This is a genomic window from Acinetobacter sp. YH12251 (assembly GCF_013417465.1).
Lineage (GTDB): Bacteria > Pseudomonadota > Gammaproteobacteria > Pseudomonadales > Moraxellaceae > Acinetobacter > Acinetobacter amyesii.
In genome coordinates, this window is sequence record NZ_VPDZ01000006.1 from 16,403 (window position 1) to 33,380 (window position 16,978).

Annotated in this window: 14 protein-coding genes and 1 pseudogene; 11 read left to right on the plus strand and 4 right to left on the minus strand. The window is 38.4% G+C overall.

Annotated elements, in window-relative coordinates:
- Positions 1-225 precede the first annotated feature (225 nt).
- From FTV27_RS05990 to FTV27_RS06010, 5 genes are all read left to right on the plus strand, one after another.
- Positions 226-789, plus strand: a complete 564-nt coding sequence (locus tag FTV27_RS05990; RefSeq protein WP_180077519.1) for a TetR/AcrR family transcriptional regulator — start codon at positions 226-228, stop codon at positions 787-789.
- A 690-nt stretch (positions 790-1,479) separates the two neighbouring features.
- Positions 1,480-4,116, plus strand: a complete 2,637-nt coding sequence (locus FTV27_RS05995; RefSeq protein WP_180077520.1) for a type VI secretion system Vgr family protein — start codon at positions 1,480-1,482, stop codon at positions 4,114-4,116.
- Entirely contained in the window at positions 4,117-5,022 is a 906-nt protein-coding gene (locus FTV27_RS06000; protein WP_180077522.1) for a DUF4123 domain-containing protein, read from the plus strand.
- Positions 5,023-5,104: 82 nt separating this feature from the next.
- On the plus strand, positions 5,105-5,545 hold the full coding sequence (locus FTV27_RS06005) for a hypothetical protein (RefSeq protein WP_180077524.1): 441 nt from the start codon (positions 5,105-5,107) through the stop codon (positions 5,543-5,545).
- 9 nt (positions 5,546-5,554) lie between these two features.
- On the plus strand, positions 5,555-7,273 hold the full coding sequence (locus FTV27_RS06010; RefSeq protein ID WP_180077526.1) for a DUF2235 domain-containing protein: 1,719 nt from the start codon (positions 5,555-5,557) through the stop codon (positions 7,271-7,273).
- A 71-nt stretch (positions 7,274-7,344) separates the two neighbouring features.
- Here the strand turns inward: FTV27_RS06010 and FTV27_RS06015 are convergent, their stop codons facing one another.
- Positions 7,345-8,124 (minus strand): ferredoxin--NADP reductase, encoded by a 780-nt coding sequence (locus FTV27_RS06015; protein ID WP_111885341.1) that lies wholly within the window; start codon positions 8,122-8,124, stop codon positions 7,345-7,347.
- A 106-nt stretch (positions 8,125-8,230) separates the two neighbouring features.
- Between FTV27_RS06015 and tsaA the strand changes: the two genes are divergently transcribed.
- Positions 8,231-8,941, plus strand: a complete 711-nt coding sequence (gene tsaA / locus FTV27_RS06020; RefSeq protein WP_180077528.1) for a tRNA (N6-threonylcarbamoyladenosine(37)-N6)-methyltransferase TrmO — start codon at positions 8,231-8,233, stop codon at positions 8,939-8,941.
- A gap of 41 nt (positions 8,942-8,982) precedes the next feature.
- On the opposite strand, the gene FTV27_RS06025 is transcribed toward tsaA, so the two are convergent.
- On the minus strand, positions 8,983-9,954 hold the full coding sequence (locus FTV27_RS06025; RefSeq protein ID WP_180077529.1) for a hypothetical protein: 972 nt from the start codon (positions 9,952-9,954) through the stop codon (positions 8,983-8,985).
- 185 nt (positions 9,955-10,139) lie between these two features.
- On the opposite strand from FTV27_RS06025, the gene FTV27_RS06030 reads away from it, so the two are divergent.
- The 4 genes from FTV27_RS06030 to FTV27_RS06045 all read left to right on the plus strand — a co-directional run bounded on the left by FTV27_RS06030 (position 10,140) and on the right by FTV27_RS06045 (position 14,488).
- Positions 10,140-11,897: a GspE/PulE family protein gene (locus tag FTV27_RS06030; protein ID WP_078194425.1), complete on the plus strand. Its 1,758-nt coding sequence runs from the start codon at positions 10,140-10,142 to the stop codon at positions 11,895-11,897.
- A 104-nt stretch (positions 11,898-12,001) separates the two neighbouring features.
- On the plus strand, positions 12,002-12,364 hold the full coding sequence (locus FTV27_RS06035; protein ID WP_180077530.1) for a NirD/YgiW/YdeI family stress tolerance protein: 363 nt from the start codon (positions 12,002-12,004) through the stop codon (positions 12,362-12,364).
- Between the two features lie 131 nt (positions 12,365-12,495).
- Complete coding sequence (locus tag FTV27_RS06040; RefSeq protein WP_180077531.1) at positions 12,496-13,164, plus strand: response regulator transcription factor; 669 nt, start codon at positions 12,496-12,498, stop codon at positions 13,162-13,164.
- A gap of 4 nt (positions 13,165-13,168) precedes the next feature.
- The gene (locus FTV27_RS06045) at positions 13,169-14,488 is read left to right on the plus strand and encodes a HAMP domain-containing sensor histidine kinase (protein ID WP_180077532.1); all 1,320 of its coding nucleotides are present in this window, start codon (positions 13,169-13,171) and stop codon (positions 14,486-14,488) included.
- A gap of 196 nt (positions 14,489-14,684) precedes the next feature.
- On the opposite strand, the gene hemP is transcribed toward FTV27_RS06045, so the two are convergent.
- Complete coding sequence (gene hemP, locus FTV27_RS06050; protein WP_078189103.1) at positions 14,685-14,855, minus strand: hemin uptake protein HemP; 171 nt, start codon at positions 14,853-14,855, stop codon at positions 14,685-14,687.
- A 147-nt stretch (positions 14,856-15,002) separates the two neighbouring features.
- Between hemP and FTV27_RS06055 the strand changes: the two genes are divergently transcribed.
- Entirely contained in the window at positions 15,003-15,902 is a 900-nt protein-coding gene (locus FTV27_RS06055; RefSeq protein WP_180077533.1) for an NUDIX domain-containing protein, read from the plus strand.
- Positions 15,903-16,448: 546 nt separating this feature from the next.
- Here the strand turns inward: FTV27_RS06055 and FTV27_RS06060 are convergent.
- Positions 16,449-16,932: pseudogene (locus tag FTV27_RS06060) on the minus strand (tetratricopeptide repeat protein).
- Positions 16,933-16,978 lie beyond the last annotated feature (46 nt).

Here is a 16,978-nt window from a genome sequence, read left to right on the forward strand (position 1 = left end):
GCTAGTTGAAATTAAAATAGCAGTCAGTTTTATACGAAATTTTCCTGACTGCTAATTCGATAAATCATCTGAAATCAGACTGTATTTAATAGGGTGCTGAGGTTTTATCTACAGACTCCAATTAAGTTATGCTTTACAATAGCGCGCGAAAATCATGTTTAAAAATTAGGTTTTCTACCTTGAAAGCTTTATGTTTAGGCCCCATTGGTGCATCAGGTAAATTAAATGTCGAAAAAGCAAGACATCATTAACGTTGCGCTCCAACTCTTCAATTCTTATAGCTATAACTCGATTGGTATAGATCGAATTATTGGGGAATCGGGCGTTGCTAAAATGACGTTTTATAAATATTTCCCCTCTAAAGCCAAATTAATTGAAGAATGTCTCGTGATTCGAAATCTTAATTTACAGGAATCACTTGAAGCTGCTATTGCAGAATGTGATCCAGAAGACCATCTTTCGCATATTAAAACCATTTTTGCTTGGTACGATGCTTGGTTTCATACTGCAGATTTCAATGGTTGTATGTTTCAAAAAGCAGTAGAAGAAATATCTAAAGTTTATCCTTCGTCATTACAACCTGCGATTGACTATAAAGAGTGGCTCAAATCAAAATTAAGTACTGCCTTACAAAATCTGGGCATTCAGCAAACTGAACAACTCGCTGCATTTCTGAGTAGTATTTTGGATGGCATGACCATCCAAGCCCAAATTGACCCCAACCAAGTGCATTTAGCAGATTATTGGAAGCGAGTTGAAAACTTAATTCGTTTGGAATTGACCGCTTAAAATTTGCTTGTAGGCATCTAAGTTTTAAATCTAGCGACGACTTATTTGTATTGATTAACCATCAATTTTTTTCACATGACTTAAGATTCTAAGAAAATAAAAAGCGCGATTATTTAGGGTAATCGCGCTTTGCTGACAATTGTGCGTTCAAATCATTCACTTTGTTAGCTTAAGTCAATGATTTGGTTTTCGAACGTTTTATACGTTTTCTCTCATTTATACTTTTACCCTCTGAATGCTAAATTCATTCGGTTTTTGCAGCAAAATAGACAGACTTGTCTGTTTTTTTTGAATTATAGGGGATCTTAGGTGAATTACAAGACAGGAAAGAAAGGTTTGTGTGTTTTTTAATCTAGCTTTAGTTTAAATTAATCTACTATTTTTAAAGATAATATTAAAAATTTGATCATTAAGCTCGATGTGAATTAGATGATAAAACTATTTTTACACTTGTGTGAATGACGTTGCTTGTTGGATGCAAGTGCATGGTCTAAGACCATTTTTTGAATATTTTATATGCAATAAGTATTTAGTGCGTGGGTTCTCAGCTTTTTATTTTTAAGTGAATTTTTGAATCGTGGATTTTACATAACGAAACATCTTCTATGGTTTTAAGCATTAAGTTTATTGATGAATTTGACTAAACTAGCAGCAAAATTATTTCCATGATTACAATTTAGAATTTTTATTATGTTAGGCAAAATATTTGCTGTATTAGAACAATTGGGTCTATCCGCCCAAAAACGTGCCATTCATGTGCAATTTTCCAACCCTGCGTTGAATGAAGAGCTTTTTATTCAACGTATTGATGGGGAACATGTCTTAAACCAAGGCGTGCAAGCGACTTTGATTTGCCTATCCACCAATGCACTTATTCCACTAAAACAATTTATTGGTGCACAGGTTGCCGTTGATCAAGTGACTGATCAGGGCGAACTCTTCCGCACCACGGGTATTATTACCGAAGCCACCCAAGGGCAGAGTGACGGTTCACTCACGCTGTATAAACTCACTTTAGAAGATGCAACATCGCTGTGGCATAAGCGCCGCAACAGCCGTGTGTTTATGAACAAATCTGTTCGCGATGTCAGTGAAACTCTCTTTAAAGAATGGCAAAGCAAAAGTCCGCTCTTTGCTGCCAGTCTAACGCTAGATCTAAGCGGTTTAAGCCAAAACTATGATGTACGACCTTTCATCATGCAGTCGAATGAAAGCGATTATGACTTTTTAACCCGACTTTGGCGCAGTGAGGGCATCAACTGGCTCATCGATGAAGCGCAGCTGAAAGTGCCGCATTCTTCAGCGCCAATTGAAAAACAAAAACTCCGCCTGATTGATGACAATAGCCAATATCAAGCACTCAGCCGTCGTAGTATCCGCTTTCATCGCTCTAGCGCCACAGAAAAACAAGACAGCATCACCAGCTTGATCGGTGAGCGTAGCATTCAACCGACTGCGGTCCATGTGCAGCGCTGGCAAGCCGATGGACTTAGTCAAGAAGAAGGCGCAGGTTCAGTTCAAAGCAAACATCAGCATAGCCAAAGCCAAGACAATGCCAGCTTAAGTTTGGAACAAGCATGGCATATCAGCCCTGCATGGATGCAAGACTTAAAAGGCGAAGACCAAGCTACCGCTTCATCCAATAGCCAAATTGAAAAACTGAATCAAAACCTAACGCGCTACCACGAGCTGCAATCTAAAAAATTCAATGCACAATCGACCGTGCGTGATACACAAGTGGGTTATTGGTTTGAATTGAATGAACACCCAGAAATTGATCAACACAGTGGTGCAGACAAACAATTTTTAATCACAGAAAAGAAATTCTATAACCAAAATAACTTACCCAAAGATCTCACTGAACAGGTCAATCAACTGATTGAACAAAGCCAGTGGAACATTAAACCGATCCATGAACAGGCCGAGCGTCAGGCCAATCAGCTCACATTGCAACGCCGCAATATTGCGACGGTTCCTGAATATAACCCACTCGAACACCGTCCAAGCACGCATCCGCAACGGGCTAAAGTTGTCGGGCCAAGTGGTGAAGAAATACATGTCGATGAATGGGGGCGTATCAAAGTCCGCTTCTTATTTACCCGTGGTGATGACCACAGCCATGATGGTGGTGCAGGCAGTAATGACAATGATATGGATTCTGCATGGGTCGATGTACTGACTCCATGGGCAGGTGAAGGCTATGGCGCACGCTTCTTACCGCGCATTAATGAAATCGTGGTCATCGATTTCTTTGACGGCAATATCGACCGACCATTTGTGGTGGGGCGCATCCATGAAGCACAGCGCAGTCCAACCCAATTTGATAGTAAAGGCAAACTGCCAGACACCAAAAAATTGGCTGGAATAAAAAGTAAGGAAGTCCAAGGTGAAGGCTTTGGACAACTGCGCTTTGATGACACGACGGGACAAATCTCGACACAATTACAAAGTACCCATGGCGCGACTCAGCTCAACCTCGGTAACCTCAGTCACCCCAAAGAAATGGCAGAAAGTGCAGGTCGAGGCGAAGGCTTTGAACTAAGAACAGACCAATGGGGCGCAGTACGCGCAGGTCAAGGGCTACTTGTCAGCACACACCCACAACAACAAGCAGCGGCAATGCACCTCGACGCACAAGCTGCAAAAGATCAAATCGAAGCCAACTTAAACAGCAGTAAAGCCTTAAGTGAAGTGGCGAAAAACCAGCAAACTGACCCGCTTGAAGTCTTAGATAATCTGAAAAACTTCCTTGGCCAAATTGAAAAAGGCAGTAAAGAAAAGGCAGATGCTTTTAAACAAGCCTTAATGATTTTATCTGCACCAAACTCCATTGCTGTGAGTAGTCAGGAAGATATTCATCTTTCAGCGGATGGGCAGATCAGCCAAAGTGCAGGCGATAGCATCAACCTCAGTAGCCAAAAATCCTTGATTGCCCATGCACAAAACAAGATCAGTCTATTTGCAGCACAAGAAGGCTTAAGAGCTTATGCTGGTAAAGGCAAAGTTGAAATCCAAGCCCAAGGAGATGGGGCGGATCTGATTGCACGAAAGGGTATTCAAATTATTTCCACTGAAGATACAGTCGAAATTAAAGCGAGCAAAAAAATCGTGCTAACTGCTGGTGGTAGCCAGATTGAAATTAGTAGTGCGGGTGTATTACCGACAACTAGCGGTAAGTTTGAAGTGAAGGCAGGGCAACATTTATTTTTAAATGGCTCGAAAGTCAATATAAGTCTTCCTTTTTTTCCTCAAAGTGTATGTTGGGAATGCTTGGCAAGAAGAGCGAGTCAACGAGGTGCATTTGTGAATAAAGGGGATGGTCAATAGATGTCGAAAATAATAAAAAATGATTTAAGTCGTTTCTTTGAGCAATTCCCTAGAGAAAACTATTTTATATATGGGGTGATTGATGCTGCACAAGATAGTAGCTTTTTAAAACGTAAGGACATTTTGCAATCACGTAATATATTGGTTGAGGCAGCCGGTGATAAAGCATCGGAGTTATCACCACATTTAATTCAATTGAGTCATAATATAAATAGTTCTGAGTGGGATTATATTAATCATCGGATTGTTGGTACATCACGAATGACTTTAATTGTCACAAGGCTAACTTTCGATGACTTATATGCGCACTTAAGACAATTTATAGATGTTAAGTTTGAGGGGGGACTTGAAATGTATTTGGCATTTTGGGATCCTGCGATACTTGGTACATTAGTAGGGCAAAAAACTGATAAAACTTTATATGTACAACAACAAGTATTATTGGAAGAACAAAAGAAGATTCTTTTAAAGCCAATTTATAGTTGGTGGTATTGGGATCGTATAGGTCAACTACATACAATTATTGGTGATAATAATTGTGAATTACAAATATTTTATGACTGGCGCCAGCCCTTTGAATTTACAATTGAACAAGAAGAACTAATGGTCGAAGCTACTTTTCCTGATCATCTAATTTATTATTTAAAATTAAATAATCCTTTTTTGATAAAGTCATTCAATAATTGGGACTTGTATTTATATGTTATTGAAATGCTTAAAAAGGCTAGAGAATATTCGCTAAATGGCACTAGAGATATTTTAAATTTTATATGTTTGACATTGATTTATAAAGATAAGTTTGAAAGTGATATGTCTTTGCAAAGTGTTCTTTTAAAAGTAAAAAATAAAATCATCAATATGGATCAGGCAATGGAAGAAGTTGAAGATTTGATGCAACTGAGCTAGTGCATTTATAGTGATTTAAATACTATGAATAGTAATAAATTACTAATTTAAAAATTGTATATTTAAAATTAAGGGTAAGTTAATGAATGTTTTTAAAAAAATTGTAATGCTGCCGATTACTATAATGATGGGTCTAGTTGGGTGTAGTACAGGATCTACAAAAACATATGTTTTGACTACAACATCTTATGGTTATGATGCTAATTATATCCCCTATATCGTTGAATTAAATGGAGAGGAGTTAGGTGGAGGTTTAGGTACTGGAACAAAAAGGTCTGCAATAATAACAGGACCACAATACGTAAAATGGGGCGAAGGTAATAGTTCTAAAAAGCATATAGCAATTAATGTCCCAACATTAACTCATGAAAATTTAAAAGGTAAAAAATACTTAGCAGTACATTTATATCCAGATGATAGTGTGGAAATTACAGTTTCAAATGACTTACCTGATGCAACTAAAAAAGGGTTAGTGTGGAGAGCCAAAATAATTGATGAATTGAATGCAAAAGAAAAAAAATAAGGTATGCCCATGTTTAATGAATTACAGAAAATAAAGAATAGTAATCAAGATGTTTCTAATCAGGGTCCTAATGCTAAACAGGATTGTTCTGATGTAGTTAATATTTCGATTTTTTTTGATGGAACTGGAAATAATTTAGAGAATGATGAAAAAATCGCTAAGCTAGCTAATCCTGCCAAATTATGGCGTAGCGCACTATTCTATAGCACTTTTGAAATGCAAAGTATGAAAGCACTTTCAAAACTGAGTCATCCAATTTATATATCGGGTGTAGGTACACCATTTAATGGTGATACTAATAATTGGGTTGATAAGCAAATAGCAAATTCACAAGACACATTTCCTACAGGTGGCGCTACAGGTGTTGGTGGATCAAGGCGCTTAGATTATGGTAAAGACCAGATTAGTGAAACATTAACTAGGGTATTGAAGCAGAAAATTGAACAAGCAGAAGCAAGCCTTAAATCTCAACTTGAGGAACGTAAAAGTGAAGCAGAAGCAAAAATCGAAGCTAATTTACACCAACATCGATTAATTAAAAAAATCAATCTATCAATATTTGGTTTCTCACGCGGAGCTGCATTAGCACGTGTTTTCTCTAATGAAATGATTTGGAATAATGAAAGTAAAGATTTAAGTTTAAATTATAGTCTGGCAGGACAAGCTGAAAAAATCCCTATGGCGATCCAATTTCTTGGATTGTTTGATACTGTAGCTTCATTTGGTTTACCAGCTACGAATATGCCGAATAAGTTGAGCTTTAGAGGGCGGGATATGGTAGTTGATCCTAGGGTTAAAAATTGCTTGCATTTGGTTGCTGGTAATGAATTAAGATTTTCTTTTCCTGTTGATTTAATACGTAAAGATGGCAAATTAGCCAATCCAAAAACGTGGAAAGAAATAGTTTATCCTGGTATGCACTCAGATGTTGGAGGAGGTTATCAGCCAAATTCACAAAATGTAGATAATAATTTCGCAAGAATACCTTTAAAACATATGATGGATGCTGCGGTAGCTGCTAATGTAAAACTTTTTGATTATATAAATTTAGAAAAAGAACAAAATAATATTTTTCGAGAAGACTTTAAAATAGAAGAAAAAACACAACAATTATTTAATTCAGTTAAAAAAGAAGTAGGTGCTTCTACTGGTGTTACAGAACATGATATCCAAAATTACATGAAATTATATTATGGTTCTTATGGAACGTTACACCGAAGAAGACAAAAACATTTAATTAATGGTGATATTGAGCAAGCAAATGCTTCGCGTTCAGTTAGCCAAATTTCTAGGGAGGAGGATGGTTTTGAGTTTCCAACCGGACCTGCTGATATGGCAACTGAAGTTGAACGTATTAAGTGGACAAAGAACTATACTACATTTAATCAGTCAAATATTACGGGTGTAAAACACCTTTTTAGAATTTTTTATCCTGCATTTAAACTGTATGAAATGCTTGTGCATATTGATGAGTGGGAGTTGGAAAGTTGGGAAAAAGACGTCTCTCAAGAAGCTGTAGATTTTTATTCAAATTATATACATGACTCTAAATATGGGTTTGTGGCAAATGTAGAGCCGTTTAGTTATTTTAGACAGAGAACTGTATATGAGTCTAATCGTAGTTGGAAAGGACGTAGAACTGATAAAAAACTTGGACCTATATATGAACAGATACAAAATGAACCTGAAGAGAAACCCTTAGAAAGCGATTCTATATGCCAAATTTAAAATACCAAGTGGGATGAATTAGCAGTAATAAAAAACGAGGCAAAAGCCTCGTTTTATCTGATTCAAACTAATTATTTTTCAACGAATGCACGCTCGATCACGTAGTCGCCTAGAACTCCCATCTTAGGAGATTCTTTCAGACCGTGCTGGTCAAGTAGTGCAGCAACGTCGTCTAGGAATGCAGGTGAACCGCAAAGCATTGCGCGGTCAGTTTCAGGGTTGAAACGTGGAAGACCAATTTTTTCGAAAAGTTGACCAGTTTCAATGGCAGTAGTTACACGGCCTTGAGTATGGAATTCTTCACGAGTTACAGTAGGGTAGTAAACCAATTTTTCTTTCGCGCCTAATTCACCAAAGAATTCGTGGTTAGGAATTTCATCTAAGATTAAATCTTGATAAGCCAATTCCGAAATGAAACGAGTACCATGTACAACGATGATTTTTTCAAAACGTTCGTAAGTTTCAGGGTCACGAATTACAGAAAGGAACGGTGCAAGACCTGTACCTGAAGAAAGTAGGTATAAGTTTTTACCAGGGTTTAAGTCATCTAGAACTAAAGTGCCTGTAGGTTTTTTAGACACTAAAATTTCATCGCCAACTTTTACTTTTTGTAAAATAGACGTTAAAGGACCATCTGGAACTTTAATAGAGAAAAACTCTAATTCTTCTTCATAGTTTGCGCTTGCAATAGAATAAGCGCGCATTAAAGGCTTACCATTTACTTCAAGGCCGATCATCACAAATTGACCGTTTTTAAAACGTAACGCAGTATCGCGAGTGGTTTTAAAAGAGAATAAAGTGTCATTCCAATGGTGGACGTGAGTAATCTTTTCGACGTTAAAAGCAGCCATTAAAGGTCTCAATAAAATTATCAAATTAGAACAGCTTACTATTCTAATCTAAAATCATTCTCGATAAACTGAATATATTTAATTGAACTTATCAGAAAAAGTGATTATGTCTGAGCTTAAAATGCCAATTATCGGGTATATGAAATCTCCCTACCGAGAAAAGTTTGGTATTCCACGTCAGCCAAATTTGGTGCAAGTCGAATCTTATATTGAAATGGTAGAACCTTATAACGATTTATTGGCTTTTGAGGGGATTGAAGATTTTAGTCATCTTTGGTTGATTTGGCAGTTTCATGAAAATAAAAATGTAGATTCGACAAAATTTCGTCCGCAAGTTCGTCCTCCGCGTTTAGGTGGTAATCAAAAAATCGGGGTATTTGCGACACGAAGTATGTATCGACCGTCACCTATGGGCTTGTCTGTTGTGCAGCTCAAAGGGGTGCAAAAAGTCGGTAAATCGGTACGTGTCTATGTTGTCGGTAGTGATTTGTTGGATGGAACACCAATTTTAGATATCAAACCCTATATTCAATATTCAGATGCAGTTATGGATGCGCAAAGCGGTTATGCGCAGGATGAGCCAGAACGAAAATCTGTGATTTGGTCAGAGCACGCTGAGCAACAAAAACAGGTATTTTTAACTAAAGGAAATCTAACCGAGCAATTAAAGGCTGAACTTGAGCAGGTATTGAGTTTAGATCCACGTCCTGCCTATCAGCATGATGATGAACGTGTGTATGGCATGTTATTTGGTGGATTGAATGTAAAATTTCAGGTCAGTAAACAACATGTTTTGATTGTTGAAATATCTCAATAAAAAAAAGGAGCTTTCAGCTCCTTTTTCATTAAATGTGTAAATTATTTATTTGCTGCAAAACTTTGTTTGATTGCGTTAAGAGCAACATCGTTATACATGCTGCAAGAGTTCTCAGCTAATTGTTTAAACTCTAAAAATTGAGTTTTTTGAGTAGGATTTGTTGAAGTATTTATCCAATTATCAATAATCTTAATTAAATCCTGCATATTGTATTCCACTCCTTTAGGAGATGGGTAAGCGTCATAGAAACGATTTTTATATTGAGCTACGCCATATTCACTCTCATCATCAGCTACGGTATAGGCTACAGTATCTTTCATGATGTATTTTTTCGCAGTAATATCTGTACTAAGATCAGTCCACCAGTCAGCTAAAAAACTTTGACTGTCACTATCTGAGGAATCTGTTAAATCTAAATACTGTTCACTATTTGATACTTTATTTAATTGTAAACAGCGAGAACCAGCGGGAAACTTAATATTTGAAATAGCTGTTAAGTATTTGAGAGCATCGTTAGAAATATAGTTGCTTGAATCAGTAATATTATTTTTTATGATCCAATAATTATAGGCATCAACTTGAGAGGCAATGATTTCACCTTCAAGATTGAAAGATTTCATTGTTGTCGTAATTTTTAGACCTGATGAATTAACAGAGGAATGAGGACTTAGCGTCCACACATTATTTGCAATGGATATATTGCCATTCAGATAGCCATACAAACTGTGTAGAGATCCTTCATCATACAAGCCATTCGTTGTGACCATAAATGAATCGCTACTTTCTGAAGTATATAATTTACCATTATCGATAGTTGCAGTATCACTTTCGTATGACAGCACATCACTTTCACTGTCGAGTTCAAAAGTTGACCACTGTTGGAAAGCAGCATTTGGTACTGGTGGATTTTCACTGGAATTATTATTAGATGTAGAGCTTCCACCGCCACCGCCGCAGGCAGTTAAGCTAAGAATAGTCATCGTATAAATTGCTAATATTTTTATTTTCATCATAAATCTTCTTATATCGTAATTATAAAGCCCTGATAGGCAACTTTATTATAGCTTAAATTTATGAATGATTTCATTAATAAAAAAATAGTATGCTTTCAGAAAATCTATGTGCAAAACACAAATGACACAAGCGTGCCTTTAGAATTTTTTGCTATAGTGGTTTTATGTTTGGGGAACATAGAACAATGACTTTTAATTTTGAAATTGACACTTCTTGGTGTTTAGACCAATTACAAAAAGACGGGCGAATTACTGAGCGGGACAAAATGCTGATTCAAACCACGCACCGTCAGCGTGAGCAGTTGAAATGGCATCCTTTACAATGGATTGCCAATTTTAATTTAGTCGATCAGAGTCATCCACAGTCTACCTTAACATTGAATAGACTTTGCCAATGGTTGGCAGAAAAGTCTGGTGTACCGTTTTATATTATCGATCCTTTAAAAGCTGATGTGCCTGCACTGACTGCAATTATGTCGCAGGAATTTGCAGTACGAAATCGCATTTTAGCGGTTGAATTACAAAATGAGCATGTGTTGATTGCAACAGATCAACCTTATAAAAATGAATGGATTGCCAACTTAGAAAGAACGGTATTACCACGCAAGATTCAACGTGTATTACTCAGTCCAGATCAACTACAGCGCTACTTGGTTGAATATTACCAAGTGAGTCGCGCAGTCAGTAATTCGCAAAAATCATCGAGTTATGACCGTGAAAATAAAGGCGTTGAAGCACTATTACAATTAGGTGATACACAAAATCCAGATGCCAATGATCAGCATATTGTGAAGCTTGTGGATTGGGTCTTACAGTTTGCCTTCGAACAAGGTGCAAGTGATATTCACCTCGAGCCGCGTAAAGATACAGGAAAGGTGCGTTTTCGTATCGATGGGGTATTGCATACCATCTACAACATGCCTGCAAATACACTGACAGCTGTGGTTTCACGAATTAAGATCTTAGGACGGATGAATGTGGCGGAAAAGCGTAAGCCGCAAGATGGACGTTTAAAAACCCGTACACCCAAAGGCCAAGAAACAGAGCTGCGTTTATCGACGTTGCCAACGGCCTTTGGTGAAAAGTTAGTCATGCGTATTTTTGACCCTGAAGTCTTGGTACGTAGTTTCCAACAGCTCGGTTTTGAAGGGCGTCTGTTAGATGATTGGAAGGCCTTAACCAGTCATAGTCACGGTATTATTTTAGTGACTGGTCCGACGGGTTCGGGTAAAACCACCACGTTATATTCATCGCTCAAACAATTGGCAACTGAAGAAGTGAATGTCTGCACGATTGAAGATCCGATTGAGATGTTAGAGCCGAGCTTTAACCAAATGCAGGTGAATACAGGGATTGATCTAGGCTTTGCCGATGGTGTACGGGCGTTAATGCGTCAAGACCCTGACATTATCATGGTCGGGGAGATCCGAGATCATGATACGGCAAATATGGCGATCCAAGCTGCATTAACAGGTCATTTGGTGCTTTCAACTTTACATACCAATGATGCACCATCGAGTTTGACGCGATTACATGATCTGGGGATTCAGCCTTTTTTAACGGCAGCGACCATTTTAGGGGTTTTGGCACAACGTTTGGTTCGTCAACTCTGTCCACATTGTAAGCGTGAGACTTTTATCAATGAACAAGAGTGGAAACATTTGACCTTTGAATATGCGATACAAATGCCTGATTTTGTCTACGAGGCGGTGGGCTGTGATGAATGCCGTCAAACGGGTTATAAAGGCCGTGTGGGAATTTATGAATTTATGCCACTCAGTATTGAAACCAAGCAATTGATTGGTGCCAATGCAGATCTAACCCAACTACGTACACAGGCACGTAAAGAGCATGTCGAGCCATTACGAATTGCAGGTGCGCGTAAAGTACTTGCAGGTGTGACGACTTTAGAAGAAGTTCTGCGTGTCGTACCGCTCAACTAATGGTTCGATCAAATAAATAAAAACGTCTTTGCAGCTTAAGATTCGACTCATCTTGCTTTGTTTAAATAGCGCTATCGAAATAGACAAAGTAAGAGAGATCGAAGATGAAAACATTCACTCAATTGGTATGTGGTTTAGCATTTGCAGGTGTGGCATCGGTTGCAGTCGCGAATACAGCAGTTAATCAAACAGCTGTTGCACCGATGAAAACCACATCAGTGAAACATGCCTTAGGCTTAAAAGATGATAGTAAAGTTCAATTGAAAGGTTATGTTGTGAAATCGATGGGCGATGAAAAATATCAGTTCCGCGATAGCACAGGCAGCATTACAGTGGATATTGATGATCAACTTTGGCAAGGCAAAGCGATTTCAGCTAAAACACCAGTAACGCTCATTGGTGAAATCGACATTGATTACAAACCGACGAAACGCGTTGAAGTTGATGTCGATCAAGTAAGATTTTAATTTAGCCTGTTATTCATTTCAGTGCTGCTCCATAAAAAACCACGGCTTGCTGTGGTTTTTTTATGATTTGAGTAGATATGAGCAAAAGTTCGATAAACTGAAGTCGTAACCATAGAAATAGGGTAGGTAAGATGCGAATTTTATTGGCAGAAGATGATGAATCTCAAGCCGACAGTATAAAAACATGGCTTGAAATGGATGGCTACAGTGTCGATTGGGTTGATCGCGGCGATCACGCTATTTTGGCTTTAGAACAACATCAATATGACTGCATACTTTTAGATCGTGGCTTACCAAAAGTAACTGGTGATGAAATTTTAAAACGTATCGTACAGTTGCATCCGCTTACACCAGTTTTATTTATTACTGCTCGGGACAGTATTGCAGATCGTGTTGAAGGTTTAGATCTGGGAGCCCATGATTATTTGGTGAAACCCTTTAGCTTGGAAGAGTTGTCAGCAAGGGTACGTACCCAATTACGCTTGCATCATCAACAGCGTGATAATTCTCTGACTTTCGGGGATTTAAGTTTAGATGTACAAGCCAAAACGCTGCGTAAAAATGCGGAATTGATTACGCTGACATCGCGTGAATATCAAATTTTGCATAAGATGATGTTGAATCCTGAGCATATTATGACACGTAGCCAACTCGAAGAATCGCTCTATGCTTGGGGGGATGAAGTTGAAAGTAATGCGATCGAAGTTTTTATTTACCAATTGCGTAAGAAGATTGGCAGTGATTACATCAAAACCTTAAGGGGTTTGGGTTATCGCATGAATCTTCCGCAACAAAGTTAAGTCTATGAGTGATAAAAAAAGTATTTCTTTACAGTCGCAACTGATTAAAACTTCACTGCTCAGTGCAATTTGGGCGGGAGCAATCTCTCTGTGTCTGATGTTGGGATTTGGGCTGTATCACATCATGAATGTGCATGATGCCCTGATGGACGAAGTGGCTGACATGCTCACTGCTACTGATCTCACGCTGAAGCAAGACGAACAAATAGATGAGCTGAGTGAAGAGTTTGATATGCAATATCAACTCATGCAAGGGCAGCAAGTCTTAACCACGTCGGAACAACACACAGCATTTGAACATCAGCTCAATTTAAAACATGGGCTGCATTATCAATGGAGAGAAGGCGCGTTATGGCGTAGCTATGCACTTCAGGACGATGGATTAACCGTACAAATCATTCAACCGATGAAAACACGGCTCAGAGAAACGCTGCAGAGTTTATTAGGCTATGCAGGGATTCTATTGATTGTCTGGTTGATCCAATGGCTCTTACTGCATATTTTGATTAAACGTCAATTGAAAGTTTTACAGCTTTTTTCAAAACAAATCGCTGAAAAAAATGTAGATGACTTACAAGCCATCGTCTTACCTGAACCTGTATTACAGGAAATAGAGCCGATCCAAACACAGCTGAATTTTTTATTAAACCGATTAGATCAAGCCTTAGAGGCGGAACAACGCTTTACCTCCGATGCCTCACATGAATTACGCTCACCGCTGTCTGCGATTCAAATGCGACTTCAGGTATTAAAACGAAAATATCCCGACATTCAGCAGGATTTATTGAGCATACAGCACGATGTTAATCGAGGAACACGCGTGTTGGAAAATCTACTAATTTTGGCACGGCTCGACCCGACGCAATCGGAGCAATTAGATAAAAAACAAGACGACTTAGAACAGCTGAGTTTACAAGTCCTTGACGCTTTACAGCCTTTTATTGAAGAAAAGCAGATCGAATTGAAGCTACAGACCCAGTCTGTACAGTTTGCTATGAACGCAGAGTTGATGTTTAGCTGTCTACGCAATTTAGTCGATAACGCTATTCGTTATAGTCCTGAGCAAGGACAGGTCAAGATTGATTTAACGGTAACAGCACAGCAGGCGATTTGGACGATCGAAAATCAAGGTGCAGGACTGACAGCTGCAGAATTGCAACGCATTGGCGAGCGGTTTTACCGCGTATTGGGAACAAAGACACAAGGTTCAGGTTTAGGTATTTCAATTGCCCAAAAAATTGTACAGTTACATCAAGGTCAATTAAGTGTGAACGCCTCTGAACTGGGCGGCTTAAAGGTACAAATCACTTTTCCAATCTGTTAAAAACATGATTTGCTCTAAGGAATTTAGCGAAAGAGTGTTGTGAGAGGAAGATGAGTGTTGCGATTTAAATTAAGTTTGAGTAGCTATAAAACTTAATTTAACTAAGTACAAAACTTAAAAAGCAGTAAGCGAATGGCTTACTGCTTGTGTCCACGATTATTTTTATTGCGCTGATAATTATTATTTTTATCAGAAATTATTTGGTCAAAATAAGGCGATTATTTCGTGTTAAACGTAGTCGATATTCTTCACCTGCATGCATAATGCGAATTTCACGTCCTAAAGCAAAAAGGTTGTTTGAATGTAGCATTGGCAGTGAGTGGTGTGCTTCATTGCTACGAGTAAAAAGGCTAAATGGTGCGTTCATTCCGTCGACTCCGTGGTGTATTTCTGAATGGTTTAAATGATAATCATTATCGAATAGGCCTGTCAACGGTAATTTTAGGATTTTATAAAAAAGATAAATTTGCTTACACTTGGTTATCAATCGCAACAGAGTAGAGAGCAGGGAACTATGTCTAAACCGCAAATTGATGTCGCCATTGCGATTTTATTGCATCAAGACAAAGTACTGGTGGGTTGGCGTGAAGCAAAACAACATCAGGGCAATAAACATGAGTTTCCGGGCGGTAAAGTCGAGCAGGGTGAAAGTCCTGAACAGGCTTGTCGTCGTGAAATTTTTGAAGAGGTTGGAATTGGTTTACATGACTGGCATGCTTTTGATTTTATTCAACATGAATACGATGATGTTATTGTGAAATTGCATTTATTTCATGCCACCGTCCCGCATGCGTTGCTGAATGAAATCCAAAAGCCATGGGCCTGGTATTCACGTCAACAACTCATGAGCTTAAATTTTCCAAAGGCCAATCAAGCTATTTTGCAGCGCTTATATTGGCAGCAACAGATCAAAATCACCGCCGATCTACCAACATTTGAAACGCTTCAAGAGACGCTGTTGTATTATTGGCGAGTCGATGCCAGCGCAGAAAATGCAGAGGCATTAAATCAATTACCTACCGTGATTTTAAAGCAATTGATAATTAATGAAGATCTATGGTCATTACTCTCTATGGAGGTGCAAGCACATATTTCGGCTTTACATCTTAAGCAGCACCAATTGCTGAAAAAAAATAAAGGTGATTTACAGCTTGGGAAGCGCTATATCGCCGCTTGTCATGATCAAGTTTCTGCACTGCATGCGCAAAAAATTGGCTGTGAGGCTATTTTTATGAGCCCAGTTCTGGCGACACAAAGTCATCCAGAGGCGCAAAGTATGGGATGGGCGCATTTTTCTGAGATTGCACGAAGCATAGAAATCCCTGTTTTTGCTTTAGGTGGCATGCGTCCTGAATTGCTACCTATTGTACAGCAGCATCATGCTTATGGGGTGGCAGGTATTCGCAGTTTTTAGAAACTAGAATGTGTATATTGAATTAAATTTGTATTTGAAAGTCGTTATGTAAAATTCAGTGAAGGTTGGTTAGAAATAGACTTACTATTTGTAAGCTATTTACTGATGTTACGCCCGTAAAAATAATTACGCATTTTTTAAATGATTTTTAAACCGATACGACGGAGTCTTAAATCTAGAGATTGAGTAAAGGGATTAGCCTTCGGCTGGAGGTACTCTTACGAAACGATGCTTCTCATTAGGCAAAATGAGAAGCGTGCTTCACAAGGAAACCATCTTGCGGTGCAATGCACCTCACTGACAAAACTCGTTCACTAGCGTCAATTTATCCAAAGTATCGCAAAAACATTTTTAAATAGATGTAGTCTTGTCTCAAACGCTTGCAGATGACGTTACCGTGTATCGTACTTTTATTTAGATCAAATTATGCTTCTGATGTTACTGCGTAACATTATTTAATAATAACTATGAGAAATAAACTTACTTTTAGTATGTTTTAAATGAAAAAGCCTGATCTCAATTAAGAACAGGCTTTTTTATGGGTGCTTAAAGAGCTTTGATGGCTTGTTGGGCTTTTTGAATGGTGCTGCTTTTTCTTTTGCATTTGACCAGCTTTTAAAACAACATTCCAAAGCTGTTGTTTCATCGGCTTGGTTTGAGCATAGCTTAATCCACGCAGTGCCAACGATTCTGCATTCGCAGGTTGATTTTTTCGATTGGCGATCATTGCCAAATATAAAAAAGTTTCCGCAGATTGCGGTGCCAAACGCTGTGCTTGAGTTGCCGCACTTTCAGCTTCATTCCATTTTCCATTGGCATAAGCGGTTTGCGTAGTTTGCATCAATTTTTTGAATGCAGGTAAGTCGCGACCATCATCAAACTTTTGAATTTGGGTTTTCTGCTCAGGAATAACGATACGTTGACGTTTAATTTCTGGATGGTCATATGGCGTAATAATGACCCCAGAAGGGTCATGGATGTCTGCCTTTTTTTCAGGCGCCGCAGGCGGCTTTTGCTCAGGTTCGTTCATGGTTTGGCAACCTGCCAAAATGATCGTCAAAACGCTCAGAATACTG